Genomic DNA, 23,892 nt, shown 5'->3' on the forward strand with positions numbered 1-23,892 from the left:
CGGCTCAGCCGGGATCGGTGGTCAACGGGGATGGGGGGTACGCCCAGACACGGGCCAGGGAGCCCAGTGGCGCACGTATGTACTCCAGGTTACGCGCTGGGCCGTGAAGCGTCCGCCCCGGGCCCACTCCCCAAGATCCCCACGGGACCACTCAGACCTCGTTCGCCTCGGCCGCCGCACGCGCCGAGTCGGTGCCGGGGCGCTTGCGCTCCACCCAGCCCTGGATGTTGCGCTGCTGGGCCCGGGCGACCCCGAGCGCACCGGCCGGCACATCGCTGATGATCACCGATCCGGCCGCCGTGTAGGCGCCGTCCCCGACCGTCACCGGGGCGATGAACATGTTGTCCGAACCCGTGCGGCAGTGGGCCCCGATGGTGGTCCGGTACTTGTTCACACCGTCGTAGTTCACCGTCACGGAGGCCGCGCCGATGTTGGTGTGCTCACCGATGGTGGCGTCGCCGATGTACGAGAGGTGCGGCACCTTGGCGCCCTCGCCGAGCTCGGAGTTCTTGATCTCCACGTACGTGCCGACCTTGGCCTTGCGGGCCAGCTTGGCGCCCGGGCGCAGGTAGGCGTACGGGCCGACGCCGGCCTGCTCGCCGATCTCGGCGCCGATCGCCGTGGTGTTGCTCACAGTCGCGCCCGCACCGACCAGGGTGTCGGTCAGGGTCGAGTTCGGACCGACCTGGCAGCCCTCGCCCAAGTGGGTGGCGCCGTGCAGCTGGGTGTTCGGCAGCAGCACCGCGTCCGGCTCGTAGGTGACCTGGACGTCGATCCAGGTGGTGGCGGGGTCGACCACGGTGACGCCCTCGCGCATGGCCCGCTCGGTCAGCCGGGAGTTCAGGATCCGGCGGGCCTCGGCCAGCTGGACCCGGTCGTTGATGCCCAGGATGTCCCGGTAGTCGGCGGCCACCACGGCGCCCACCCGGTGGCCCGCGGTCCGGAGGATGCCGAGGGTGTCGGTGAGGTACTCCTCGCCCTGCGAGTTGTCGGTGGTGACCTTCGCCAGCGCCTCGGCCAGCAGCTTGGCGTCGAAGGCGAAGACCCCGGAGTTGATCTCGGTGATCGCGCGCTGCTCGGCGGTGGCGTCCTTCTCCTCGACGATCGCCGCGACCGCGTCCGCGCCGTCCCGCAGGATCCGGCCGTAGCCGGTGGAGTCCGGCACCACGGCGGTCAGCACGGTGACGCCGTTGCCCTGCTCGGCGTGCGAGGCGACCAGCGCGGCCAGCGTGCCGCCGGTCAGCAGCGGGGCGTCGCCGGTGGTGATCACCACGGTGCCGTTCGGCTCCTCGCCCTCGGCGGCCAGCGCCGCCAGCGCGGTGCGCACCGCATGGCCGGTGCCCTTCTGCTCCAGCTGCACGGCCGTCCGCACGCCGGGGTAGTACTCCGCCAGATGGGCCTGCACCAGCTCACGCTGGTGGCCGACCACCACCAGCAGCCGATCCGGCGTCAACTCCTGGGCGGCGGCCACCGCGTGGCCGACCAGGGTGCGACCGCAGATCGGGTGCAGCACCTTGGGCAGGCGCTTGGACTTCATCCGAGTCCCGCCGCCGGCGGCGAGCACGATCACGGCAGCAGGGTTGTTGGCACTCACGCGGGAGGCTCCTCGGGTTCGGCGCAGGAAGAGGGGTGGGCGCCCTGGGTCGGCGCTCCGCACGGCCGCACTCCGGGGCTGCCCAGAGCTTAGCCCGGACAGCGAGCAGCCCCCGGACCGCTGCTGCGGTCCGGGGGCTGTCGTGGATGCTCCCGGAGGAGGATTCGAACCCCCATAAGCTGGACCAAAACCAGCTGTCCTGCCCTTAGACGATCCGGGAAGGAGCTGCCGCACGCCGGTCGCCCGGCAATGCGGTCCACAGCCTACGGGGTAAGGGCCCGTACATCCACCACCTTGAGGGGCCCCTAGGGGCCCACGACACGTCTTCCCAACCGGGGCGGCAGAACTTACGATGCCGTAAGTTACGGCTACGTAGGTAGCCCCTTCCCTCAAGGACCCCCATGACGATCCAGGCCAGCGAAGCCCCTCCCGAGGCCGATGCCATCGCCGCCACCCAGCTCTCCGCCACCCGAGGTGGCGAGCAGCAGGGCCTCGCCGAGCGGATCACGCTCGGCCTCTTCATCGGTGTGCCCTTCCTGGCCCTGCTGGCCGTCGTGCCGGTGGCCTGGGGCTGGGGCCTCGGCTGGACCGACCTGGCGATCGCCACGGTGATGTACTTCGTCGCCTGTCACGGCATCACCGTCGGCTTCCACCGCTACTTCACGCACGGCTCGTTCAAGGCCAAGCGCCCGCTGGTGATCGCGATGGCGATCGCCGGCAGCCTGGCGATCGAGGGCCCGGTGGTGCGCTGGGTGGCCGACCACCGCAAGCACCACCAGTTCAGCGACAAGGACGGCGACCCGCACTCGCCGTGGCGCTACGGCGAGTCGGTGCCCGCGCTGCTCAAGGGCCTCTGGTGGGCCCACCTCGGCTGGCTCTTCGACGAGGAGCAGACCCCGCAGCTCAAGTACGCGCCCGACCTGGTGAACGACCCGACCATAAGGATGGTCTCCCGGCTGTTCTGGCTCTGGACCCTGGTCTCGATGCTGATCCCGCCGCTGGTCGGCGGTCTGGTCTCGATGTCCTGGCAGGGCGCGCTGACCGCCTTCTTCTGGGGCTCGCTGGTCCGGGTCGCGCTGCTGCACCACGTCACCTGGTCGATCAACTCGATCTGCCACGCGATCGGCTCCCGGCCGTTCAAGTCCCGTGACAAGTCCGGCAACGTCTGGTGGCTGGCGGTGCTGTCCTGCGGCGAGTCCTGGCACAACCTGCACCACGCCGACCCCACCTCGGCCCGGCACGGCGTGCTGCGCGGCCAGATCGACTCCTCCGCCAGGCTGATCCGCTGGTTCGAACAGGCGGGCTGGGCGAAGGATGTGCGGTGGCCGGACGCGGAGCGGATCGCCGCCCGCCGCACCGCATGACCCGACGCCTGCAGCATGATGTAAGGGTGAACGGGAGCAACGGAGACACCACGGACGGCCGGACCACACGAGCGGAGACCGCCCGTACCCGGTCCGCTGCTCCCGCCCGCCCCAGCAAGCCCGGCCGGGTCAGGATGACCGGCAAGCAGCGCAGAGAGCAGTTGCTGGACATCGGCCGGACGGTCTTCGCCGAGCGTGGCTACGACGGCACCTCGGTGGAGGAGATCGCCGAACGGGCGGGCGTCTCCAAGCCGGTGGTCTACGAGCACTTCGGGGGCAAGGAGGGGCTGTACGCGGTCGTGGTCGACCGGGAGATGCAGCTCCTCCTCGACATGGTCACCGGCGCGCTCACCGGCGGGCACTCCCGCGAGCTGCTGGAGCAGGCCGCCTTCGCGCTGATGGACTACATCGACACCTCGACCGACGGCTTCAAGATCCTGGTCCGGGACTCCCCGGTGGCCCAGTCCACCGGCAGCTTCGCCTCGCTGATCAGCGACATCGCCACCCAGGTCGAGGACATCCTCGGCCTGGAGTTCAAGTCCCGCGGCTTCGACGCCCGGCTGGCGCCGATGTACTCGCAGATGCTGGTCGGCATGGTCGCGCTCACCGGCCAGTGGTGGCTGGAGGTCCGCCGTCCGGGCAAGGCCGAGGTGGCCGCCCACCTGGTGAACCTGGCCTGGCACGGCCTGGAGGGGATGGAGCGGCACCCCAAGCTGGTCGGCGACCGGCAGCTCTGATTTCGTCGTGGCAGCTGTGCCCATGGTGTTCACCGAGGAAGTCTTGACGTCAAGAGGCTTCATATCGACACACCCGTGGCTACACTGATCCACATGGAGGACGAGGTCGACCGGCTGGTCGCTGCATGGCGCCGCGAGCGCCCCGACCTCGACGTGTCCCCGCTCGAGGTACTCAGCCGGGTCAGCCGGCTCGCCCGGCACCTGGACCGGGCCCGTCGCACAGCCTTCGCGGAGCACGGCCTGGAGCCATGGGAGTTCGACGTGCTGACCGCCCTGCGCCGGGCCGGCTCCCCGTACCAGCTCTCCCCCGGTCAGCTCCTCACCCAGACCCTGGTCACCTCGGGCACCATGACCAACCGGATCGACCGGCTCACCGGCAAGGGCCTGGTCAAGCGGCTGCCCGACCCCGACGACCGGCGCGGGGTCCTGGTCCGGCTGACCGAGGACGGCCGCGACCGCGCCGACGAGGCACTGGCCGGCCTGCTGGCCCACGAGCGGGCCCTGCTGGCCGAACTGACGGGTCACCAGCAGACCGAACTCGCCAGTCTGCTCCGCCAGTTGGTGACACCGTTCGACCGCGCCGGTTAGCTTTCTGCAGGTCGCTCGGGGCTCGGGTCACTGCGAAAGTGCCTGACCACCTACGCGCGGATCACCTGTTCCGAGGTCGGCGTCGCAGTTCCCCGAGCCCCTGGACCGTAGGACCGGAGCACCTGCCGAAAGTCAGAAGCCGTCCGGGTAGGGGCTGCTGAGGGCCGGGACGGGCTGGGCTTCGGGGGTGCGGTAGCCCGGGAGGAGTTCGGCGAGGCGGCGGCGGACTTCGGCGTCGGAGTTGCCCGCTGCGGCCTGGTAGAGGCCGGTCAGGCCGCCGGCCAGGTCCTCGGGGCCGGCCGAGTGGTCGGCGACGGTGGCGTAGATCCGGGCGTGTGCGGTGGGGAGACGTACCTCGCCCTCGGAGAACAGCGCCTCGTTGAGCTTCTCCCCGGCCCGCAGGCCGGTGTACCGGATCTCCACCTCCTCCGCCTCCAGCTGCACCTGCCGGGCGAAGTTGTGCACCAGGTCGACGATCCGCACCGGCTCGCCCATGTCCAGCACGAACACCTCCCCGCCGTGCGCCATCCGCCCGGCCTCCAGCACCAGGCCGACCGCCTCCTCGATGGTCATGAAGAACCGGGTCACATCGGGGTGAGTAACCGTCACCGGGCTTCCGCTGCGCAGCTGTTCGGCCAGTACGGACAGCAGCGAGCCCCGCGAGCCGAGCACGTTGCCGAACCGGACCGCCGAGAAGACCCCGGTACCGAGGTTGCGGGCGTCCCTGGCGTTGGCCTGCACGATCAGCTCGGCCAGCCGCTTGCTGGCGCCGAGCACCGAGGTCGGGTCGGCCGCCTTGTCGGTGGAGATCAGCACGAACCGCTCGACGCCGGTGGCCAGCGCCGCCTCGACCAGGTTGTCGGTGCCCAGCACGTTGGACTTCACGGCCTCGGAGGGGTGCCGCTCCAGCAGCGGGAGGTGCTTGTGGGCGGCGGCGTGGAAGACCACCTCGGGCTTGAGGTCGCGGAAGATCTGCTGGATTCTCGGCCGGTCCCGGATGTCGGCGATCACCAGCGAGTCGTCGGTGAGCAACGCCTCGCCCCAGATGTCCAGTTGGAGCCGGTGCAGGTTGGACTCGTCATGGTCGAGCATGTACAGCTCGGCCGGTCCGAAGGCGTGCAGCTGGCGGCAGAGTTCACTGCCGATCGAGCCGCCCGCGCCGGTGACCAGCACCCGGCGGCCCTCGATCACGGCCCGGACGTCCGAGGAGACCACGTGCACCTCGTGCCGGCCGATCAGCCGGTTGACGTCCAGGCTGCGCAGGTCGGAGCCGACCACCTCGCGGCGGAGCGCGGACAGGAAGGACGGCAGGTAGCGGACCGAGGCACCGGCCGCCGCCGCGGCGGTGGCGAGCTGGCGGACCCGTTGGTGGGCCAGGCCGGGGATGGCCAGCACCACCACCTGGGCCCGGTGCCGGACGGCGAGTTCGGTCAGTTCGACGAGCGTTCCGAGTACCGGTGCGCCACTGACCAGCTGACCGGCCTTCAGCGGATCGTCGTCCAGCAGTCCGACCGGGAGCAGCCCGAAGTCGGGCGTCCGATCGAGGTCGCGGACCAGTGCGGTGCCGGCCGAACCGGCTCCGACCACGATCGTCCGCAGACCCGAACCGCCCTCCTGGAGTGGATGGTTGGCCGGATTCAGGCGTGCGGCATTGTTGTACGGCGACATGTGTCCTCCGAATTCCCTGACCTGACGATGTCGGTACCTGGGCTTGGGGGGCTGGTCAGCCGGCGCCGGGGCCTGTGGCGACGGTTGGGGTGGTGCGCGGGGTGGGTGGTGCGGCCGGTTCGGAGGGGCTGACGCCCGCCCGCCGGGCCACCGCGACGGCGGCGAGGGTGGAGTGCACCCCCAACTTGCCGAGCACGTTCTGCATATGGGTGCGGACGGTGTGCGGGGAGAGGTAGAGCCGCTCGGCCACGGCCTGCCGGCCGAGCCCGGCGACCATGCAGCGGAGCACCTCCTCCTCCCGGGGGGTGAGGCTCTCCACCAGCCGTTCGCTCTCCGTCCGGTCCCGCCGGGCGGCGGTCAACTCCCGTACCACCCCGGTGAGCAGGGCGGGTGGCAGGTGGGTCTCGTCGCGCAGGACGCCGCGGATCACGGCCATCAGGCGCGGCAGCGAGCTGTCCTTGGCGACCCAGCCGCAGGCGCCGGCCTGCAGGGCCCGGACGGCCCGGCGCGGGTCGTCCTCGCGGGCCAGCACCACGGCGCGCAGTTCGGGATAGGTCCGGCAGGCCCTGGCCAGCAGTGGCAGGCCGTCGGCGACCGGCCCTGCCGGTGGCCTGAGCGGGCCTGCGGGCAGCAGTACGGGCGGCCTCCTGGGTGCCGGTGCGCGGCCGAACTGCCCTTCCGGCTCGGCTGGTTGACGGGGACGGCGGAGGACGGCGGTGCTCGCGGGGCCCAGGTCTGCGTCGATCAGGATCACGTCGAAGGCCCGTCCTTCGGCGGCGGCCCGCTCCAGGGCGTGCTCGGCTCCGGCCGCGCTCCCGGCCACACCGACCTCGACGTCCGCCTCGGCGGCCAGGGTGGCCGCCAGCGCCTCGGCAAAGATCCGGTGGTCGTCGACCACCAGGACGCGAACCCGTCCCATCGTCGTTCCCCCCTGCTCGGGTGCCGGCCCCCACCGGCTGCCGGGGCCACTGCGGCGGGCTCGCCCACTTCTGCCCCCCGGTTCCCTGCGGGACTCAGCGTACGGAAGCGGGCAGTGAATCGGTGGGGATTTGGTGAAGTTTCGTCATTCACCCCGTAGTTGTCCGGACATGACAGCGCCCCGGGCCGACGCTGGGTCGGTCCGGGGCGCTGTGCTGGGGACTCAGCCGAGCCGGCGGGCTCCGGCGGCCGGGGTGGCGGTGAAGGTGCGCGGGTCGGCGTACCCGGCGGCCTTGAAGGCACCGGTCACGGCGGCCGCGATGCCGTCCAGCCGTTCGGCGTCGACCAGGGCGATCACCGAGCCGCCGAAGCCGCCGCCGGTCATCCGGGCGCCGAGTGCACCGGCCTCGACCGCCGCCGCGACCGCGAGGTCGGTCTCCGGGCAGGAGACCCCGTAGTCGTCCCGGAGCGAGGCGTGCCCGGCGGTCAGCACCGGGCCGAGCCCGGTCAGGTCGTCCGCGTCCAGCAGCGCGATCGCCTGCTCGACCCGGGCGTTCTCGGTCACCACGTGCCGGACCAGCGGCCGGAGTTCATCGGGCAGCGCAGCCAGTGCGGCGGGCAGTCCTGCCTGGTCGAGGTCGCGCAGGGCGGGCAGCCCGAGCAGCCCGGCGGCCCGCTCGCAGCCGGCCCGCAGGGCGGCGTACGCACCGTCGGCCAGGTCGTGCTTGACCCGGGTGTCGATCACCAGCAGACGCAGGCCCCGGCCCGCCAGGTCGAGCGGGACCTGACGCTGCGCCAGGTCCCGGGTGTCCAGGAAGAGCGCGCCGCCCTCGGCGCAGCACATCGAGGCCATCTGGTCCATCACACCGCACGGGACGCCGACGAAGTCGTTCTCGGCCCGCTGCGCGAGGAGCGCCAACGCGGCCGCGTCCAGGTCCAGTTCGTACAGGTCGCGGTAGGCGGTGGCGACCACGCACTCCAGCGAGGCGGAGGAGGACAGGCCCGCCCCGGTCGGCACGTCGCTGTCGAACCAGAAGTCCGCGCCACCGACCTGGTGCCCGGCCTCGCGGAGCGCCCAGACCACTGCGGCGGGGTACTTGGCCCAGCCCTCCACGGCGCCGGGGGTCAGCCCGGCGACGTCCAGCTCGGTCACCCTGCCGTCGCCCTGCTCGCTCCACAGCCTCAACAGGCCGTCGGTGCGCAGCCGGACGGCCGCCCTGGTGGTGTGCGGCAGGGCGATCGGGAGCACGAACCCGTCGTTGTAGTCGGTGTGCTCGCCGATCAGGTTGACTCGGCCGGGCGCCGCCCAGACCCCGGTCGGGGCGGCGCCGTGGACGGACTGGAAGTCGGTCATGCGTTCTTCTTCTCCAAGGTGAACTGCCAGGCGTCCTTGACGATCTCGTCCAGGTCGGCACGACGGGGGGTCCAGCCCAGTGCCTGGTGGGCGCGGGCGGCGGAGGCGACCAGGACGGCCGGGTCGCCGGGGCGGCGGTCGGCGACCACGACCGGGATCTCCCGGCCCGTCACCCGCTTCACCGACTCGATCACCTCGCGGACCGAGAAGCCGCTGCCGTTGCCGAGGTTGCAGATCAGGTGCTCACCGGGCTTGGCGGCGTCCAGCGCCAGCAGGTGCGCGTCGGCCAGGTCGGCGACGTGGATGTAGTCGCGGATGCAGGTGCCGTCCGGGGTCGGGTAGTCCTCGCCGTAGACCGCGATGTGCGGGCGCTCGCCCAGGGCGGCCTGGAAGACCAGCGGGATCAGGTGCGACTCGGGGTCGTGCCGCTCGCCATAGGCGCCGTACGCCCCGGCCACGTTGAAGTAGCGCAGCGAGACCGCGGCGAGGCCGTGCGCGACCGCCTCACTGGTGATCAGGTGGTCCACCGCGAGCTTGGTGGCGCCGTAGGTGTTGGTCGGCGAGGTGCGGGCGGTCTCGGCGATCGGCACCTCCTCCGGCTCGCCGTAGACGGCGGCGGTGGAGGAGAAGACCAGCTTGCCGACGCCGGCCTTGCGCATCGCGCTGATCAGCTCCAGCGAACCGGCCACGTTGTTGCGCCAGTACTTCTCCGGGTCGGCGACCGACTCGCCGACCTGCGAGCAGGCGGCGAAGTGCAGCACACCGTCGAAGGAGGAGTCGAGCACCTCGGCCGCGTCCTGGATCCGGCCCCGGACGAACTCGGCCCCGGCCGGCACACCCTCGCGGAAGCCGGTGGAGAGGTCGTCGAGCACGGTGACCTGGTGGCCCGCCTCCAGCAGGTGCGCGGTGACCACACTGCCGACGTAGCCGGCGCCACCGGTGACCAGGTACTTACTCATGTTGCGACCTCCCGCAGGCGATGGGCCGCCGACTCCGGCGACACATCGTTGATGAATGCGTCCATGCCGGATTCGACGCCGGCCAGGAACTTGAGCTTGCCTACCGTACGACGGATCGTGAACAGCTCCAGATGCAGTGCCAGCTCGGTGCGGTGCCGGGCGGGCGCCTGGTGCCAGGCCGCGATGTACGGGGTCGGCGCGCTGCCATCGAACAACCGGTCGAAGCGGCGCAGCAGTTCGAGGTAGATCCCCGGGAACTCGGTCCGCTCCGGCTCGGTCAGCCCGGTCAGGTCGGCCACCCGGCGGTTCGGGTACAGGTGCACCTCGTACGGCCAGCGGGCGGCGAACGGGACGAACGCCGTCCAGTGCTCGCCCCGGAGCACCACTCGTACGGGATCGGCCAGTTCGGCCGCGAGCAGGTCCTCGGACAGGTTGCGGCCGGTGGCGGCGCGGTGCTCGTCGGCCCGGGCGAGCATCCTGACGGTGCGTGGGGTGACGAACGGGAAGGCGTAGATCTGGCCGTGCGAGTGGGCCAGCGTCACGCCGATCTCGGCGCCCCGGTTCTCGAAGCAGTAGACCTGCTCGACGCCCGGCAGCAGGGAGAGTTCGGCCGTCCGGTCGGTCCAGGCGTCCAGCACCAGGCGGGCCTGCGGCTCGCTCAGGTCGGCGAACGAGGCCTGGTGGTCGGCGGTGAAGCAGACCACCTCGCAGCGGCCGACACCCGGCGTCAGCTCGCGCAGCGGTGTGGCGTCCGGCTCCACCTCGGCGGCGGCGCCGAGGGCGAGCGAGGGGAACCGGTTCTCGAAGACCACCACCTCGTACTCCGGCGCCGGGATCTCGCTGAGGCGGCCGTCCCTGGACGGGCAGAGCGGGCACTCGTCGGCCGGGGGGTGGTAGATCCGGCCCTGGCGGTGCGCCGCGACCGTGACGTGGTCGCCGGTGACCGGGTCGCGGCGGACCTCCGACAGCGCGGCGGTGGCCTCCAGCGGACGCAGGTCGGTGAAGGCCCGGTCGGCGGTCTCCTCCGCGTCGAAGTAGATGAGCTCGCGGCCGTCCGCGAGCTTGGTCGTGGTCTTCTGCACGGCTCCGCCTTCCGATGTGCTCTGCGCTCACATAATCAAACAGAAACACACATCAGTCAACAGTCCACGGGTTAAAGGCCGCCGTCCTCAGTTCCGCGTGATGCGCTCCAGCAGGCCGGTACGGACCGCGAGGGCGGTGGCTTCCAGGCGAGTACGGGCGCCGAGCTTCATCAGGACGCGCTGGACGTGGGTGCGGGCGGTGCTCGGAGCGATGCCCATTCCGGCCGCGATGGCGGTGGTGTCCTGGCCCTCGGTGATCCGGATCAGCACCTGGACCTCCCGCCGGGTCAGCGCCCCGAGCAGCCGGACCGCGTCGTCGTCCGGCTCGGCCATCGGGCGGAGCACCCGCTCGAAGGCGCCCTGCAGCACCTCGACCGCGACCGCCGCCTCCCCCGCCCTGACCCGCGCGATCGCCCGCTCGACCCCCTCGATCCGCTCGTCGCTGCGGACGTACCCCGCCGCACCGGCCGCGAACGCCGCCGCCACCCGGCCCGGCTCGCCGACCGGGCCGAGCACCACCACCGCGATCTCCGGCCGCTCCCGGCGCAGCCGCCGCAGCGGCTCGAAGGCGTCCGGCGCACCCGGCCCCGACACCCCGAACAGGCAGACCTCGGGCCGCCGTCCGGCCACCGACTCGGCCACCGCCCGGGCCGGCGAGCCGATCGCGAGCACCCGGTGCCCGCGCAGCGCCAGCGCGGCGGCCAGCGTCTCCGCGAGCAGTCTGTGGTCGTCGACCACCACGAGCCGAACGCCCATGGCGCCCTCCACTCCCCGTCCGGCCGCGCCCCCCGCACCCCGTCCGTACCCGGCGGGCCGCCGTGACGCACCATCAGAGCGCATTCGGCCCCGGCCCGCCAGAGCGCGGGCGGGTCGGGCCACGCCCTCAGGAAACACCGAAGGCCCCCGCCGAAGTGGCGGGAGCCTTCTGTGACTGGAGCCCCCATGCGGAATCGAACCGCAGACCTTCTCCTTACCATGGAGACGCTCTACCGACTGAGCTATAGGGGCGAACCGGTCGAACGAGGAAGACATTACACGGTGATCGGCCGGTACGGGAAATCCGGTCCGGCCGCCGCTCCGCTCCCCGCCCGACGGCCCGTCAGCCGGGCTCGGCCACCGGCCCCCGGCGACGGACGGCGGCCAGGTCGCGCCCCCGGGTCTCGGGCAGCGCCAGCAGGCTGAGCAGCGAGATCACGCCCACCCCGGCCGCGTACCAGCCGATGGGGACGGCGGTGCCGTAGGCGCTGTTCAGCCGGGTGGCGACCAGCGGTGCGGTGGCCCCGCCGACCACCCCACCGAGGTTGTAGCCGAGCGCCACGCCGGTGTACCGCAGCCGGGTCGGGAACAGCTCCGGCAGATACCCGGCGACCGGCCCGAAGTGCAGCCCGAGCACGGCCATCGCGCCGATCAGCGCCACCCCGACCAGGACCGGCCTGGCCGTCTCCAGCAGCGGGAAGAGCACCAGCGCCCAGCCGGTGGCCAGCGAGGTCGTGGCGACCAGGGTCCGCCGACGGCCCCAGCGGTCGCCCTGCCCCGCGCTGAACCAGACCGTGCCCGCCATGACCAGCGCCCCGGCCAGCAGCAGACCGAGCACCAGGCCACTGGCCAGGCCCAGTTCACCGGTCGCGTACGCCAGCGCGTAGGTGGTGGTCAGGTAGAACAGCGTGTACCCGACGGTGATCGAGAGGCCGCCGAGCAGCACCGTCCGCCCGTGCTCCCTGAGCAGCTCGACCACCGGCACCCGGGCCCGTTCCGGCTGCTCCCGGAACACCGGCGACTCGGCCACCCGCAGCCGGACGAACAGCCCGAACGCCACCAGCGCGGCCGAGGCCAGGAACGGCACCCGCCAGCCCCAGCTGAGGAACGCCGACCGGCTCAGCCCCTCGGAGAGCGCCAGGAAGACCGCGTTGGCCAGGAAGAAGCCGGCACACGGGCCGAGCTGGAGGTACCCGCCGTACCGCCCGCGCCGCTCAGGCGGGGCGTGCTCGGCCAGCAGCAGCGCCGCGCCGCCCCACTCGCCACCCAGGCCGATGCCCTGACAGAACCTCAGGAACACCAGCAGCACCGGCGCCCAGATCCCCCAGGCCCCGTACCCGGGCAGCAGCCCGACCAGCGCGGTGGAGATCCCCATCAGCAGCAACGAGCCGACCAGGGTGGTCTTCCGGCCGAGCCGGTCGCCGTAGTGACCGAACAGCACCGCGCCGACCGGCCGGGCCAGGAACGCCACCGCGTACACCGAGAAGGCGGCCAGCAGCCCGCCGGCCGCACCGAGGCCGGGGAAGAACACCTGGCCGAAGACCAGCGCGGCCGCCGTCCCGTAGCTGAAGAAGTCGTAGTACTCGATCGTGGTGCCGACCATGGCGGCCGCCGCCACCCGGCGGAGCGCCGGAGGAGAGGAAGTCATGACCCCACCCTTGCGGCGGCCCCACCTGCCGGGACAGCGGTCAGCCGGGTGATCCCGGAGCGCGGTCCCGAGCGCCCGCCGGGGTGGTGCATGTCCCGGTACCTGGCGGTATGGTGTGCGCTCCTGGCAGGAAAGGACCGGACATGCAGGAGCTGTTCAGCAATCGTGGTGTCCTCTTCCGAGTCCTTCCGGTGCTCGGCCTGGCGCTCGGATTCTTCCTGCTGGACCGGGGGCTGACCCTCTGTCACGAGGGCGGCTCGATCGGCTGGCCGATACCCGGCGCGGTCGTCGCCGCGTGTTCGCTCGGACTGACGGTGCGCAGCTTCCGCTGAGCCGGTGTCTACTCCTGCTCGGCGAGTTCCATCCAGGCGAGCTCCAGCTCCTCCTTGTCCTCGCGGACCTTGCGGAGCTGAGCATCCAGGTCGGAGATCTTCGCGAAGTCGGCTGCGTGCTCGGCGAGTTGGGCGTGCAGCTTGACCTCCTGGGCGTCCAGCTTGACGATCTGGCGCTCCAGCTTCTGCATCTCCTTCTTCACCGCCCGACTGTCCCCGACCGGCCTGGCCGGGGCGGCGAGCGACGCCGGGACGGCCTGCTCGACCATCTTGGCCCGCCGCTCCAGGTACTCGTCGACGCCCTTCGGGAGCATCCGCAGCCGCTTGTCGCCGAGCAGCGCGTGCACGGTGTCGGTGGTCCGCTCGATGAAGAACCGGTCGTGGCTGATGACCACCATCGAGCCCGGCCAGCCGTCGAGCAGGTCCTCCAGCTGGTTGAGCGTCTCGATGTCCAGGTCGTTGGTGGGCTCGTCGAGGAAGAGCACGTTGGGCTCGTCCATCAGCAGCCGGAGCAGCTGGAGCCGACGCCGCTCACCACCCGAGAGGTCGCCGACCGGCGTCCACTGCTTGTCCTTGGTGAAGCCGAACTGCTCGCAGAGCTGACCGGCACTCATCTCCCGGCCCTTGCCGAGGTCGACCCGGCCGCGGATCTGCTCGACGGCCTGGAGCACCCGGGTCGCCGGGTCCAGCTCGGCGATCTCCTGGGAGAGGTAGGCCAGCCGGACGGTCTTGCCGACCTTGATCACACCGGACGCGGGCTGCACGTCACCCTGGGTCGCGTGGGCGGCCTGCATGGCCCGCAGCAGCGAGGTCTTACCCGCGCCGTTGACGCCGAGCAGGCCGATCCGGTCGCCGGGGCCGAGGTTCCAGGTCAGGTTCTCCAGCAGCAGCTTGGGGCCGGCCTTGACGGTGACGTCCTCCAGCTCGAAGACCGTCCGGCCGAGCCGGGCGTTGGCGAACTTCATCAGCTCGCTCTTGTCCCGGGGCTCCGGCACGTCGGCGATCAGGGCGTTGGCGGCCTCGATCCGGTAGCGCGGCTTCGAGGTCCGGGCGGGGGCGCCGCGGCGCAGCCAGGCCAGCTCCTTGCGGGCCAGGTTCTGCCGCTTCTGCTCCTCGGTGGCCTCGGCCCTGGTGCGCTCGGCGCGGGCGAAGACGTAGTCGGAGTAGCCGCCCTCGTACTCGCGGACCTCGCCGCGCTGGACGTCCCACATCCGGGTGCAGACCTGGTCCAGGAACCACCGGTCGTGGGTCACGCAGACCAGGCCCGAGCGGCGGTTCTGCAGGTGCTTGGCCAGCCAGGCGATGCCCTCGACGTCGAGGTGGTTGGTGGGCTCGTCCAGCACGACCAGGTCGTGCTCGCCGAGCAGCAGCTGGGCCAGCGCGATCCGGCGGCGCTCGCCACCGGAGAGCGGGCCGATCACGGTGTCCAGGCCCTGCGGGAAACCGGGCAGGTCGAGACCGCCGAACAGGCCCTGGATGATGTCGCGGATCCGGGAGTCGCCGAGCCACTCGTGGTCGGCCCGCCCGCCGATGACCTCCTGCCGGATGGTCGCCTTCGGGTCCAGCGAGTCGTGCTGGGTGAGCACCGCGAGCTGGAGGCCGCCGGAGTGGGTGATCCGGCCGCTGTCCGGCTCCTCCAGCTTGGCCAGCATCCGGATCAGCGTGGTCTTGCCGTCGCCGTTCCGCCCGACCACGCCGATCCGGTCCCCCTCGCTGACGCCGAGGGTGACCCCGTCGAGCAGGGCCCGGGTGCCGTAGACCTTGCTGACGGACTCGATGGTGGCGAGATTGACGGCCACTGCAGCTGCGCTCCTGGAACTAGAGAGGCCGGGAGACGTCCCGGGGCCTCCAGCCTAGTGGGGTGCTCAGCCGGAGCTGTCCAGCCGGTCGCGCTGCTCGGCCGACAGCTCCAGGTCGAGCGCGGCCAGGCTCTCGTCCAGCTGGGCCACCGAAGAGGCGCCGACCAGTGGGACCACCGGGACCTCGCCGCCGATCAGCCAGGCCAGCACCACCTGGTTGACGGTGGCTCCGGTCTCGGCGGCGACCTGGACGAGGACGGTCCGGCGGGCCCGGGTGCCCGCGTGGTCGAAGACCGGGCCGAGTGGCTTGTCCGGCCGGGTGTAGCCGCCGCCGAGCAGCGGCGAGTACGCCACCAGGGTGAGCGCCGGGTCCTCCCGCACGTAGCTGAGCAGGTCACCGTTGACCACGCCCTGGTCACCGTCGACCGTGAGGGCGCCCGGCAGGTCGGCCCGGCGGCGGAAGTAGCTGTGGCTGTACTGGAGCACCTCGTACCCCGGCAGCCCGGCCCGCGCCGCCAGGTTGCGCGCCCGCTCGACCCGCCAGGACCAGTGGTTGCTGACGCCCAGCAGGCCCACCGTGCCCTCGCCCACCAGCGCGCCGAACGCCTCGACGGTCTCCGCCAGCGGCACCTTGGTGTCCTCGACGTGCGCGTACAGCAGGTCCAGTTTGTCGACCCCGAGTCGCTCGCGGCTCTGCTCGGCCTGCTCCCGGATCGCCCGGGCGGACAGGCCCGCGCCGTTGTCCACGTAGCCGGTGCCCGGGGCCAGCGGGCGGGCGCCGAGCTTGGTGGCGATCACCACCTCGTCGGTGACCCCCCGGCTGCGCCGCCAGCGGCCGACCAGCAGCTCGCTGGCGTCGCCCTGGCTGCCGTCGATCCAGTAGGCGTAGTTGTTGGAGGTGTCGATGAAGGTGCCGCCCGCCTCGACGTAGCGGTCCAGCACGGCGAACGAGGTGGCCTCGTCGGTCAGCGTGCCCATCAGCATGGCGCCCAGGCTGAGCACGCTGACCTCGCGGCGGGTCTTCGGGTCGGTGCCGATCGTGCGGTACTGCATGCCAGTCTCCCCGTCTCACGGCCCGTCAACTGCGGGCGCTGAGCAGGAGTCTGGATCCTGGAGTGCACTCTAGGTCAACTGGTCTGGACCTCTGCACCGCGAACCGGGCCGTACGTGGCGTGCGCCGCCCGGCAGGTACCGGAGGCCAGCAGCGCCGCGGCGACCGCCTCGGCCGACTCGGCGTCCTTGACCAGGAAGGCGGTGGTCGGCCCCGAGCCGGAGACCAGCGCGGCCAGTGCGCCCGCCTCGGTGCCCGCGCGCAGGGTGTCGGCGAGCGAGGGGCGGAGCGAGACGGCGGCGGACTGCAGGTCGTTGGTCAGCGCCTTGGCCAGCATCACCGGGTCACCGGCGGCCAGCGCGGCCAGCAGCGCCGGGTCGGCGTCCGGGGTGGCCACCTCGGACTCGGTGCAGCCGGTGCCCGCCTCGACCCGCAGGCGGTCGCACTCGCGGAACACCGCCGGGGTGGAGAGCCCGCCGTCGGCCACCGCGAAGACCCAGTGGAACGTACCGGTGACCGGCAGCGGCTCCAGGATCTCGCCCCGCCCCCGGCCCAGCGCGACCCCGCCGAGCAGCGCGAACGGCACGTCCGAGCCCAGCTCGGCAGCCAGCTCGTGCAGTACCTCGGCCGGGGTGTCCAGGCCCCACAGCGCGTCGCAGGCGACCAGCGCGGCCGCACCGTCGGCACTGCCGCCCGCCATCCCGCCGGCGACCGGGATCGACTTGTCGATGTGCAGGGCGACGTGCGGCTCGATGCCGTGGTGGGCGGCGAGCAGCCGGGCCGCACGGGCGGCCAGGTTGCTGTCGTCCAGCGGGACCGAGGCGGCGTCCGGCCCGGTGCAGGTGAGGATGACGCCCTCGCCGTGACGGGCCGTCACCTGGTCGCCGAGCGCGACCGCGAAGAACACGTTGGCCAGGTCATGGAAGCCGTCGGCCCGCAGGCCGCCGACCCCGAGCTGCGCGTTGACCTTGGCGGGCACCCGGACCGTGACCATCAGACGTCCTTCGGCTTGTGCTCGGCGATCGCGGCGAACTGCTCGACCGTGAGCATCTCGCCGCGCAGCTTGTGGTCGATCCCGGCGGCGGCCAGCGCCTGCTCGGCCGCGGCCGGGGAGCCGGCCCAGCCGGACAGTGCGGCCCGCAGGGTCTTCCGACGCTGCGCGAAGGCGGCGTCCACCACCGCGAACACCTCCTTGCGGGTGGCGGTGGTCTGCGGCGGCTGACGGCGGATCAGCGAGACCAGGCCGGAGTCCACGTTCGGTGCGGGCCAGAAGACGTTCCGGCCGATCGCCCCGGCCCGCTTCACCTCGGCGTACCAGTTGGCCTTGACCGAGGGCACCCCGTACACCTTGTTGCCCGGCTTGGCGGCGAGCCGGTCGGCGACCTCGCTCTGCACCATCACCAGCGTGCGCTCGATGGTCGGGAAGGTGGCCAGCATGTGCAGCAGCACCGGTACGGCCACGTTGTACGGCAGGTTGGCGACCAGCGCAGTGGGCGGCGGGCCGGGCAGCTCGGTGACCTCCATCGCGTCCCGGAGCACCAGGTCGAAGTCCTTGACCCGCTCGGGCAGCCGGGCGGCGACCGTGGTCGGCAGGTGCCGCGCCAGCAGCGGGTCGATCTCCACCGCCGTGACGTGCTTCGCCACGTCCAGCAGCGCCAGCGTCAGCGACCCGAGCCCGGGCCCGACCTCGACCACCACGTCCTCGGCCGTCACCCCGCCCGCGCGGACGATCCGGCGCACGGTGTTGCCGTCGATGACGAAGTTCTGCCCGCGCTGCTTGGTGGGCTTCACCCCGAGCGTGGCGGCCAGCTCACGGATGTCGGAGGCGCCGAGCAGGAAGCTGTCGGCCGTGGGGGTGGGGTCGCTGTTCACCCCCCAAGGATACGAGGCGCAGAGACCCTCCGGCCGTTGGTGGGTGGGTCTCAGTATCCGAAGGCGCGGGCCGTGTTGGCGGCGATCGCCGTGGCGAGGCCGTCGTCGGACAGGCCCAGGGTCGCCGCCATCGAGCGCAGGGTGATCGGGATCAGGTACGGCGCGTTGGGGCGGCCCCGGTACGGGTGCGGGGTGAGGAACGGCGCGTCGGTCTCGATCAGCACCCGGTCCAGCGGGGTGGCCAGCAGCGCGTCCCGGAGCGGCTGGTTGGCCTTGAAGGTGACCGGCCCGGCGAAGGACAGGTACCAGCCGTGCTCGGCGCAGACCTTGGCCATCTCGGCGTCGCCGGAGTAGCAGTGGAAGACCGTGCGCTCGGGGGCGCCCTCGGCCAGCAGGACGTCGATCACGTCCTGGTGCGCCTCCCGGTCGTGGATCACCAGCGCCTTGCCGTGCCGCTTGGCGATCTCGATGTGCCGGCGGAACGACTCCTTCTGGATGTCCACGCCCTCGGGCCCGGTCCGGAAGTAGTCCAGGCCGGTCTCGCCGACCGCGAGCACCTGCGGCAGCGCCGCGAGGCGGTCTATCTCGGCCAACGCGGCTTCCAGCGCGGGCGAGCCGCCCGCTGCCCGCTTCTGCCCCGACCAGCCGTCGGGGTCGCCGAGCACCAGCCGGGGCGCCTCGTTGGGGTGCAGCGCGACGGCCGCGTGGACCTGCTCGAACTCCGCCGCCAGCTCGGCCGCCCAGCGGGAGCCGGCCACGTCGCAGCCCACCTGGACCACGGTGGTCACCCCCACCGAGGCGGCCTTGGCCAGGCTCTCGGCGGGGGTGCCGGACTGCATGTCCAGGTGGGTGTGCGAGTCGGCGACCGGCACCCCGAGGGGGACGGGCAGCGGCGGCGGGGTCGAGCGGTCGTCGGCCATCAGGCTGCGGGCTTCTCTTCCAGGCGGGGGAACAGGATCTCGCCCTTGGTCACCGTGGCGCCCACCGGCAGGCGGCCCCAGTCGGCGACGGTGGCGATGGTCTGCGCGGCCAGCGGGCCGAGCTCCGGCTCCGCGCCGAGCGACTCCCAGAGCTTCTCGGCGGTGGCCGGCATCAGCGGGTTGAGCAGCACGGCGGTCGCCCGCAGCGCCTCGGCGGCGGTGTACAGGATGGTGGCGAGGCGGGCCTGGCCCTCGGCCGACTCGTCCTTGGCCACCTTCCACGGCTCCTGCTCGGTGAGGTAGCCGTTGACCTGCTTGATGAACTCGAAGACGGCCGCGATGCCGCCCGCGAAGTCCAGCTCCTCGCCGATCTTCCGGTCCGCCAGCTGAGTGGCCGTCACCAGCCCGTCGGCGACGGCCTGCTCGGCCGCACCGGCCGCCGTCGCGGCGGGCAGCGCACCGTCGTAGTACTTGCCGACCATGGCCGCCACCCGGGAGGCCAGGTTGCCGAAGTCGTTGGCCAGCTCGGAGGTGTACCGGGCGGAGAAGTCCTCCCAGGAGAACGAGCCGTCGGTGCCGAACGGGATCGCCCGCAGGAAGTAGTAGCGGTACGCGTCCACCCCGAAGTGCGAGGTGAGCTGCTGCGGCGAGATGCCGGTCAGGTTGGACTTGCTCATCTTCTCGCCGCCGACCATCAGCCAGCCGTTGGCGACCACCCGCTTGGGCAGCGGCAGCCCGGCGGCCATCAGCATGGCCGGCCAGATCACCGCGTGGAACCGCAGGATGTCCTTGCCGACCAGGTGCACCGAGGCCGGCCACAGCTCGGCGAACCGCTCCGGGTCAGCGCCGTACCCGGCGGCGGTGATGTAGTTCAGCAGCGCGTCCACCCAGACGTACAGGACGTGCTTCTCGTCCCAGGGCAGCGGAATGCCCCAGTTGAAGGTGGAGCGGGAGATCGAGAGGTCCTTGAGGTCCTGCTCGACGAAGCGCAGCACCTCGTTGCGGGCCGAGGCGGGCGCGATGAAATCGGGGTTCTGGGCGTAGAACTCCAGCAGCTTCGGGCCGTACGCGGAGAGCCGGAAGAAGTAGTTCTCCTCCTCCAGCCACTCGACCGGCTTCTTGTGCACCGGGCAGAGCTTCTCGTCCGCGGTGGCGCCGGGCAGCAGCTCGCCCGGGATCTTGTACTCCTCGCAGCCGACGCAGTACGGGCCCTCGTAACCGCCCTTGTAGATCTCGCCCTTGTCGAAGAGCCCCTGGACGAACTCCTGAACGCGGTCGGTGTGCCGCTGCTGGGTGGTCCGGATGAAGTCGTCGTTGGCCACGTTGAGGTGCTGCCAGAGCGGCTTCCACTCCTCCTCGACCAGCTTGTCGCACCACTGCTGCGGGGTGACCCCGTGGGTGTCCGCCGTCCGCATGATCTTCTGGCCGTGCTCGTCGGTACCGGTCAGGTACCACACCTTCTCCCCGCGCTGGCGGTGCCAACGCGTGAGGACGTCCCCGGCAACGGTGGTGTACGCGTGGCCCAGGTGCGGGCGATCGTTCACGTAGTAGATCGGGGTGGAGACGTAGTAGGCCGAGTTCGATGCCTCGGTGGTGCTGTGGTCTGCAGTGGCCGCCATGGTCGGAAATCTTAGCGGCGCGAAGGAACCACCCTCGACTCGATTAGTTCGGGGGTGGCTCCTCCGGGGAGCGGGTCAGCTCGTGCGGCCGATCAGCGAGCGCAGCCAGGTGCCGAACGAGCGGTGCGGCAGCCGGGTGGGCAGCGGGTGCTCCGGCTCGGCGCGGCCGGCGTAGCCCGGCGCGTGGTGCCAGGAGTGCTCGGCCGAGGCGACCCGGCCCTCCCGCATGATCCGCACGGTGTGCCCGCCGCAGCCCGGGCAGGTCGGCTTGAGCAGCGGCGAGGGCACCCGGACGCCGTTGGCGTAGTACTCGATCACGGTGTGCCCGTCCCGGGCCACGTGGTGCTCGATCCGGTAGCCCTGCTCCCACCCGTAGCCGCAGCTCAGGCAGGCGAACGAGTACGCCTCACGGACGCTCTCCACCGGCGTGTGCGGGCTGGTCGTGCTCGGCGTGTTGCCAGAGGTCGTCGGACTGCCGATCGTGTCGCTCATGACCGTCTCCCAGCGCCCGCCGGGCGTTCGCCCGGCTCGGGTCTTTCCATCCCAGGGAATGCCCGGGGCCCGCTCTCCGCCAACCGGCTTTCCGAAGCTTGGCTCCGAATTGGGAAGGCCTGTACGACAACCGGGCCAAAACTTCAACAAGCCATGGCTTTACGGAGTGCTTCCTCCAAGGTACGCGCGTGCCGGTGCAGCCACTAGCCGTGTTTGGCGGCCACCAGGGCGTCGAAGACCTCCCGCTTGGGCAGGCCCAGTTCGGCGGCGACCGAGGCGATCGCCTCCTTGCGACGCTCGCCCGCCTCCTGCTCCCGCAGAGTGACCAGCCGGGCCAGCTCGGCCGGGGTGTGCTCCTGCGGGACGGCCGGCGGGGCGCCCGCCACCACCACGGTGATCTCGCCCCGGACGCCGTCGGCGGCCCAGGCGGCCAGGTCGGCCAGACCGCCGCGCTTGATCTCCTCGTAGGTCTTGGTCAGCTCGCGGCAGACGGCGGCGGGACGGTCGGCCCCGAAGGCGTCCGCCATCGCGGCCAGCGACTCGGCGATCCGGTGCGGGGCCTCGAAGAACACCATCGTGCGCGGTTCGGCCTTGAGCTCGCCCAGCGTCCGGGCCCGGTCGCCGCTCTTCCGGGGCAGGAAGCCCTCGAAGGTGAACCGGTCCACCGGCAGGCCGGACAGCGCCAGCGCGGTGAGCACGGCGGACGGCCCCGGCACGGCGGTGACCTTGATCCCGACGGCCACGGCGGCGTCCACCAGCCGGTAGCCCGGGTCGGAGACCGACGGCATCCCGGCGTCGGTGACCAGCAGCACCCGGGAGCCGTTCAGCAGCGCCTCGACCAGCTCCGGGGTCCGGCCGACCTCGTTGCCCTCGAAGTACGACAGCACCCGGCCGGTCGGGGTCACCCCGAGCGCCTGGGTCAGCCGACGGAGGCGGCGGGTGTCCTCCGCCGCGATCACGTCCGCCGTGGCCAGCTCGGTGAGCAGTCGGGGCGGCGCGTCCGAGACGTCACCGATGGGAGTTCCTGCGAGCACGAGTACGCCTGTCACCCGACCATCCTCCCAGCTCTTGGCGGACGCTCGGGCACCTGCGCTCCGGGCATCAGCCATCAGGGGCTCGGGGAACTGCGACGCCGACCTCGCAAAAGGTGATCCGCACGTGACTGGTCAGGCACTTTAGGCACAGCAGAATTGGTGACGAAAGGGGCAGGATCACAGCGATCCATTGCCTGCTCAGAAGCCACCCCTACGATGTGGCGGGTGAGCGGCGAAAAGGGCCTTGAGGGGCCGGTTGGCGTAGACCACTCGGAGCGGGGCGGAGCCGTCCTGCCGGACGAGGCTGCCCCCGTGCCGGGGCCCCGTCCCGCGGAGCCCGAGCGGCCGAGCCGACGGGGTGGACTGGAACGGTTCGGCTACCGGATGCCCGAGCGGGCCGGGACGGCGGAGCGGCTGGTGCCGCCGATGCCGGACGGCCCCGGCGTGACGCCCCGTCGGGTACCGCCGTCGCCGGTGCTGCTCCGCCTCGGCCTGCGGCTGCCGGACGCGCTGTGGTCCTGGCTGTGCCGCTGGGCCGGCTGGCTCGGCCCGCTCGCGGTGGCACTGTTCGCCGGAGTGCTGCGGTTCAGCGGCCTGGGCGGCCCGCACTCGATGATCTTCGACGAGACGTACTACGCCAAGGACGCCTACTCGCTCTGGCAGGTCGGCTACGAGACCAACTGGCCGGACGACTCCAACGGCAGGATCCTCTCCCCCGAGCAGTCCATCCCGTTCCGGCCCGACCCGTCGTACATCGTCCATCCGCCGGTCGGGAAGTGGATGATCGGCCTGGGCGAGCAGTGGTTCGGGATGAACCCGTTCGGCTGGCGGTTCGCGGTCGCGGTGCTCGGCACCCTCTCGGTGCTGATGATCGCCCGGATCGGCCGTCGGCTGTTCCGCTCCACCCTGCTGGGCTCGGTGGCCGGGCTGCTGCTGGCGGTGGACGGGCTGCACTTCGTGATGAGCCGGTCGGCGCTGCTCGACCTGGTGGTGATGTTCTGGTGCCTGGCGGCGTTCGGCTTCCTGCTGCTCGACCGGGACCGGACCAGGGGGCTGGTCGCCCGCAGGCTGGAGCAGGGTGCGCCGAGCGGCGGCTGGTGGCTGGTCCTCGGCTGGCGTCCGTACCGGCTGGCGGCGGTGGTCTGCATCGGGCTGACCCTGGCGACCAAGTGGAGCGGGGCGTACATCCTGGGCGCGTTCCTCCTGCTCAGCATCTGCTGGGACTTCGGGACGCGACGGCTGGCCGGGATCAGGTTCCCGCTGCTGTACGCGATCTCGGACTGCCTGCTGGCGGGGTTCCTGCTGGTGCCGGTCGCGATCGTGGTCTACGTGGCCTCCTGGACCGGCTGGTTCATGTCCAGCACCGAGCCCGGCAAGGGCGGATACGGTCGCGACTGGGCCCTGCACCGGGACGGGCTCTCGCCCGAGTACGTCAGCGGCGTCAAGATGCCGTTCCAGTTCGACCTGACCTGGGTGCCGGACGCGCTGCGCAGCCTCTGGCACTACCACGCGACGATGTGGGACTTCCACGTCGGCCTGACCAGCGCGCACACCTACCAGTCCAACCCGTGGAGCTGGCTGCTGGTCGGCCGCCCGGTCTCGTTCTTCTACGAGTCGCCGAAGATGGGCCAGTCCGGCTGCAAGGTGAACGAGTGCGCGGCCGAGGTGCTCGGGATCGGTACGCCGCTGCTCTGGTGGACGGGCCTGGTCGCGCTGCTGTACTGCCTGTACCGCTGGGTGCTGCGGCGGGACTGGCGGGCGGGCGCGATCCTGTGCGGGCTCGCGGCCGGGTACCTGCCCTGGTTCATGTACCAGCAGCGCACGATCTTCCTGTTCTACGCGGTGATCTTCGTGCCGTTCCTGGTGCTCGCGGTGACCATGCTGCTCGGGGCGCTGATCGGTCCGGTGACGGCCTCCCGGGACCGGCGGATGATCGGCGGCACGGCGGCCGGACTGCTGGTCCTGCTGGTGATGTGGAACTTCCTCTACTTCCTGCCGATCTACACCGGGCAGACCATCCCGATGGACGACTGGCGGGCCCGGATGTGGTTCAACAGCTGGATCTGACGCACCGTTCGCCTCTCTGTACCAGATGCGTCACAAGT

At 71.8% G+C, this 23,892-nt stretch carries 21 protein-coding genes and 2 tRNA genes; 5 read left to right on the plus strand and 18 right to left on the minus strand.

Annotated elements, in window-relative coordinates:
- Positions 1 to 151: 151 nt before the first annotated feature.
- Entirely contained in the window at positions 152 to 1,594 is a 1,443-nt protein-coding gene (gene glmU / locus ACXJMZ_RS04515) for a bifunctional UDP-N-acetylglucosamine diphosphorylase/glucosamine-1-phosphate N-acetyltransferase GlmU (protein ID WP_457028676.1), read from the minus strand.
- Between the two features lie 149 nt (positions 1,595 to 1,743).
- Positions 1,744 to 1,814: transfer RNA gene (locus ACXJMZ_RS04520), tRNA-Gln, on the minus strand.
- A 181-nt stretch (positions 1,815 to 1,995) separates the two neighbouring features.
- Here ACXJMZ_RS04520 and ACXJMZ_RS04525 point away from each other — a divergent pair.
- The 3 genes from ACXJMZ_RS04525 to ACXJMZ_RS04535 all read left to right on the plus strand — a co-directional run bounded on the left by ACXJMZ_RS04525 (position 1,996) and on the right by ACXJMZ_RS04535 (position 4,283).
- Positions 1,996 to 2,958 (plus strand): acyl-CoA desaturase, encoded by a 963-nt coding sequence (locus ACXJMZ_RS04525; RefSeq protein ID WP_457028677.1) that lies wholly within the window; start codon positions 1,996 to 1,998, stop codon positions 2,956 to 2,958.
- Positions 2,955 to 3,695, plus strand: a complete 741-nt coding sequence (locus ACXJMZ_RS04530; protein WP_457028678.1) for a TetR family transcriptional regulator — start codon at positions 2,955 to 2,957, stop codon at positions 3,693 to 3,695. The genes ACXJMZ_RS04525 and ACXJMZ_RS04530 overlap by 4 nt, the downstream gene beginning before the upstream one ends.
- A 93-nt stretch (positions 3,696 to 3,788) precedes the next feature.
- Positions 3,789 to 4,283, plus strand: a complete 495-nt coding sequence (locus tag ACXJMZ_RS04535) for a MarR family winged helix-turn-helix transcriptional regulator (RefSeq protein WP_057228027.1) — start codon at positions 3,789 to 3,791, stop codon at positions 4,281 to 4,283.
- A gap of 132 nt (positions 4,284 to 4,415) precedes the next feature.
- Here ACXJMZ_RS04535 and ACXJMZ_RS04540 read toward each other — a convergent pair whose 3' ends face one another.
- From ACXJMZ_RS04540 to ACXJMZ_RS04575, 8 genes are all read right to left on the minus strand, one after another.
- Positions 4,416 to 5,951 (minus strand): polysaccharide biosynthesis protein, encoded by a 1,536-nt coding sequence (locus ACXJMZ_RS04540; protein WP_457028679.1) that lies wholly within the window; start codon positions 5,949 to 5,951, stop codon positions 4,416 to 4,418.
- Positions 5,952 to 6,006: 55 nt separating this feature from the next.
- Positions 6,007 to 6,870 carry a LuxR C-terminal-related transcriptional regulator gene (locus tag ACXJMZ_RS04545; RefSeq protein WP_457028680.1) on the minus strand — a complete coding sequence of 288 codons (864 nt, stop codon included), beginning with the start codon at positions 6,868 to 6,870 and terminating at the stop codon, positions 6,007 to 6,009.
- 222 nt (positions 6,871 to 7,092) lie between these two features.
- The gene (gene galK, locus ACXJMZ_RS04550) at positions 7,093 to 8,223 is read right to left on the minus strand and encodes a galactokinase (protein WP_457028681.1); all 1,131 of its coding nucleotides are present in this window, start codon (positions 8,221 to 8,223) and stop codon (positions 7,093 to 7,095) included.
- Positions 8,220 to 9,182 carry a UDP-glucose 4-epimerase GalE gene (gene galE / locus ACXJMZ_RS04555; RefSeq protein ID WP_457028682.1) on the minus strand — a complete coding sequence of 321 codons (963 nt, stop codon included), beginning with the start codon at positions 9,180 to 9,182 and terminating at the stop codon, positions 8,220 to 8,222. The genes galK and galE overlap by 4 nt, the downstream gene beginning before the upstream one ends.
- Positions 9,179 to 10,264, minus strand: coding sequence for a galactose-1-phosphate uridylyltransferase (galT, locus tag ACXJMZ_RS04560; protein WP_457028683.1), 1,086 nt, complete (start codon positions 10,262 to 10,264; stop codon positions 9,179 to 9,181). The genes galE and galT overlap by 4 nt, the downstream gene beginning before the upstream one ends.
- 87 nt (positions 10,265 to 10,351) lie before the next feature.
- Positions 10,352 to 11,020: a response regulator transcription factor gene (locus ACXJMZ_RS04565; protein ID WP_457028684.1), complete on the minus strand. Its 669-nt coding sequence runs from the start codon at positions 11,018 to 11,020 to the stop codon at positions 10,352 to 10,354.
- A gap of 176 nt (positions 11,021 to 11,196) precedes the next feature.
- Positions 11,197 to 11,272 (minus strand) — tRNA-Thr (locus ACXJMZ_RS04570).
- A 91-nt stretch (positions 11,273 to 11,363) separates the two neighbouring features.
- Positions 11,364 to 12,668 carry an MFS transporter gene (locus tag ACXJMZ_RS04575; protein WP_457028685.1) on the minus strand — a complete coding sequence of 435 codons (1,305 nt, stop codon included), beginning with the start codon at positions 12,666 to 12,668 and terminating at the stop codon, positions 11,364 to 11,366.
- Positions 12,669 to 12,811: 143 nt separating this feature from the next.
- Here ACXJMZ_RS04575 and ACXJMZ_RS04580 point away from each other — a divergent pair, with 143 nt between their 5' ends.
- Positions 12,812 to 13,000 carry a hypothetical protein gene (locus ACXJMZ_RS04580; RefSeq protein ID WP_457028686.1) on the plus strand — a complete coding sequence of 63 codons (189 nt, stop codon included), beginning with the start codon at positions 12,812 to 12,814 and terminating at the stop codon, positions 12,998 to 13,000.
- Positions 13,001 to 13,008: 8 nt separating this feature from the next.
- On the opposite strand, the gene ACXJMZ_RS04585 is transcribed toward ACXJMZ_RS04580, so the two are convergent.
- The 8 genes from ACXJMZ_RS04585 to rsmI all read right to left on the minus strand — a co-directional run bounded on the left by ACXJMZ_RS04585 (position 13,009) and on the right by rsmI (position 21,802).
- The gene (locus tag ACXJMZ_RS04585) at positions 13,009 to 14,799 is read right to left on the minus strand and encodes an ABC-F family ATP-binding cassette domain-containing protein (RefSeq protein WP_457028687.1); all 1,791 of its coding nucleotides are present in this window, start codon (positions 14,797 to 14,799) and stop codon (positions 13,009 to 13,011) included.
- Positions 14,800 to 14,865: 66 nt separating this feature from the next.
- Positions 14,866 to 15,852, minus strand: a complete 987-nt coding sequence (locus ACXJMZ_RS04590; RefSeq protein WP_457028688.1) for an aldo/keto reductase — start codon at positions 15,850 to 15,852, stop codon at positions 14,866 to 14,868.
- A gap of 74 nt (positions 15,853 to 15,926) precedes the next feature.
- A complete protein-coding gene (locus ACXJMZ_RS04595) occupies positions 15,927 to 16,844 on the minus strand; it encodes a 4-(cytidine 5'-diphospho)-2-C-methyl-D-erythritol kinase (RefSeq protein WP_457028689.1) in 918 nt (305 codons plus the stop codon).
- Positions 16,844 to 17,722: a 16S rRNA (adenine(1518)-N(6)/adenine(1519)-N(6))-dimethyltransferase RsmA gene (gene rsmA, locus ACXJMZ_RS04600; RefSeq protein WP_457028690.1), complete on the minus strand. Its 879-nt coding sequence runs from the start codon at positions 17,720 to 17,722 to the stop codon at positions 16,844 to 16,846. The genes ACXJMZ_RS04595 and rsmA overlap by 1 nt, the downstream gene beginning before the upstream one ends.
- A 50-nt stretch (positions 17,723 to 17,772) precedes the next feature.
- Positions 17,773 to 18,642, minus strand: coding sequence for a TatD family hydrolase (locus tag ACXJMZ_RS04605; RefSeq protein WP_457028691.1), 870 nt, complete (start codon positions 18,640 to 18,642; stop codon positions 17,773 to 17,775).
- The gene (metG, locus tag ACXJMZ_RS04610) at positions 18,642 to 20,261 is read right to left on the minus strand and encodes a methionine--tRNA ligase (protein WP_457028692.1); all 1,620 of its coding nucleotides are present in this window, start codon (positions 20,259 to 20,261) and stop codon (positions 18,642 to 18,644) included. The genes ACXJMZ_RS04605 and metG overlap by 1 nt, the downstream gene beginning before the upstream one ends.
- Positions 20,262 to 20,336: 75 nt before the next feature.
- Positions 20,337 to 20,753 carry a hypothetical protein gene (locus ACXJMZ_RS04615; protein ID WP_457028693.1) on the minus strand — a complete coding sequence of 139 codons (417 nt, stop codon included), beginning with the start codon at positions 20,751 to 20,753 and terminating at the stop codon, positions 20,337 to 20,339.
- A gap of 203 nt (positions 20,754 to 20,956) precedes the next feature.
- On the minus strand, positions 20,957 to 21,802 hold the full coding sequence (rsmI, locus tag ACXJMZ_RS04620; protein ID WP_057227441.1) for a 16S rRNA (cytidine(1402)-2'-O)-methyltransferase: 846 nt from the start codon (positions 21,800 to 21,802) through the stop codon (positions 20,957 to 20,959).
- A 201-nt stretch (positions 21,803 to 22,003) separates the two neighbouring features.
- Here rsmI and ACXJMZ_RS04625 point away from each other — a divergent pair, with 201 nt between their 5' ends.
- On the plus strand, positions 22,004 to 23,854 hold the full coding sequence (locus ACXJMZ_RS04625) for a dolichyl-phosphate-mannose--protein mannosyltransferase (protein WP_457028694.1): 1,851 nt from the start codon (positions 22,004 to 22,006) through the stop codon (positions 23,852 to 23,854).
- The last annotated feature ends 38 nt before the right edge of the window (positions 23,855 to 23,892 follow it).

This window comes from Kitasatospora sp. P5_F3 (assembly GCF_054049135.1).